The sequence below is a fragment of the Peribacillus asahii genome (assembly GCF_003570725.1).
GTDB classification, from domain to species: Bacteria; Bacillota; Bacilli; order Bacillales; family DSM-1321; genus Peribacillus; species Peribacillus asahii.
In genome coordinates, this window is record NZ_QWVS01000079.1 from 1 (window position 1) to 2,268 (window position 2,268).

The 2,268-nt window shown below is 36.9% G+C and carries 1 protein-coding gene; it reads right to left on the reverse strand.

Features of this window, described 5'->3' with window-relative positions; all coding sequences use genetic code 11:
• Positions 1-140: 140 nt before the first annotated feature.
• A complete protein-coding gene (gene ltrA, locus D1953_RS20885) occupies positions 141-1,958 on the reverse strand; it encodes a group II intron reverse transcriptase/maturase (protein ID WP_119119068.1) in 1,818 nt (605 codons plus the stop codon).
• Positions 1,959-2,268 lie beyond the last annotated feature (310 nt).

Here is a 2,268-nt window from a genome sequence, read left to right on the forward strand (position 1 = left end):
TATAGTGATAGGTAAGCTTTTGAAGTTATCGCCAGCTTTTCCCCCACCTCACACCGTACGTGAGACTTTCACCTCATACGGCGTTCCAACTAATCCAATTCATTCAATATTTTTATGTGTATGCAAGATGAAATTTGAAATCAGATAGCTTCGTTCAGGCATTGCTCACGCAATTCATTGACCTTTTTAAGTTCCTTTTTCTTTAATTTAAGTGTACTTAAAAGCTCTTGTATTTTCCCTTGATTTCTCATATGAATAAGGCGGTGAACGGATTCGTGCAATATCATTAAGTTCCCGTATGAATCATCTTTCGTGAGATGATACGGTGTTTTATGATGACAATGCCAATCATTCAGTCCCAATTCAATTCCTGTAACAGCACATTTTCCATATTGTGCGATAAAACGGCTAATCCGATTATCGTTGTATTCAATTGAACGATTCGGAACAAATTGTTTCATCACATAGGCGAGTGTTTGTCTATTAATCGCTCGCAAATTTTGATGAATTTTATTTCTACCTACGGTAGTATAGTTACAGATTGATTGAGAAAAGTTTAGATTTACCTTACAGCGTTGGGCGTGGATTGGGACAAGTACCATGTCTTTTATTTTATAAAGCTTACATTCATATCCCTTATACCTTTTCTGCAAGGTTTTTGTGAAGTCCTGAAACGTTGCCTCTTTTCTCATTTCTTTTAAACGATTATATAATGCTTTATGAAGACGATTGTTCAGCTTAATTAAATCATCTGTTATGTGTGACGCAGCTGAATAATAATTTTGAATTCCCATTATAACGGTATTAAAGCGCCATACGTTCTCAGCTGGTTGGTGTTTCTGAATCGCTTTAATTGCTTGTTTTCCCTTTATCTGTGCATTTTTGAGAGCTTTTTCTGTCATGTGTGAGCGAGCGACATAGAGAGTCCTTCTATTCGTCTTTTTCATATGTGCTTTAAGACGAAAACCTAAAAACTCTGATGAGTTTTTCTTTAAGTTGACTACTTTCGACTTTTCTTCACTAATTTGAAGATGTAGCCTTGTTTGAAGGAAATCTTTTACTGCATAATACATTTTAATCGCTTGTGAACGAGTGTGACACAGGATCTTAAAGTCGTCTGCGTACCTCACAATATAGCAATGTTTCAAATTCGATTGTTTCAATGCATTGTATCTGCCACCATACGATTTATATAGCTTTCGTGTTTCAAAACTTTCCCATTGATGACTGACCCACCAATCTAGTTCATTTAGTACGATGTTAGATAAGAGAGGTGATAGAATACCACCTTGTGGTGTGCCTTTCGTTGGGAAGCCTTCACCAATAATTTCGGCTTTTAAAAGATGTGAAATAATGGAAAGCAGTGCTTTATCTCGAATGCCTAATGACCACATTTGTTTTAATAGTTTGGCATGGTCCACATTGTCGAAAAATCCTTTTATGTCAACATCTACACAATGATATAAGCACGCCCGATTGATAAGCGTTTCAAACCTAGCTTTTGCATGATGTGTATTGCGGTTTGGTCTAAAACCATAGCTATGCTTATAAAACCTCGCTTCACAAATGGGCTCAAGTACTTGTAAAATACACTGTTGAAACAGCCTATCCCAAATCGTCGGAATTCCTAAAGGACGTGTTTTTCCATCTGCCTTTGGAATAAAGACCCGCCGAACAGCTTTGGGGATATAGTGTTCAAACATTCGTTGTATCGTAGATACAATTTCTGATACAGATAATTGTTTTATATCTTCAATCGTTAATCCGTCATATCCAGCCGTTTTACTGCCAGTATTTCGTTTAATGTTTCGGTAAGCTAATCGAATATTCTCATTGGATTGCATTAAATCTAGTAAACCATAAAAATTTTGACCATTAGCACTTTGAGCATACAAAGAATCAAAATGATACTGCATATCATAGTACTCGTTGTGCCTCAGTTTCTTTCGCTTTAACAAGTCGGTGGCTCCTTTGGAGCTGAACCTCTATTAGTCTTACAAGAACCTTATTAATCGTTGAAGAACTGCCTTGCATGGTGAATGAATCTTTTATTAGTCTAGTGGCTATCCCTCCACGTTCATTACACGCTTCAACGGTACTGTGCCACCACTTTCACTGATATAAAGAAAAGTTATACAATCGCTAATCTCACGACTATTTTCCTTTCCAACGCTTCACCAAGAGTAAGCTCTCCACGTTATCAGCTTACAATGTTGAGTTACATCTATTATGGAACAAATTTAGGTGCTTCCTATGAGCCTGTTAGCC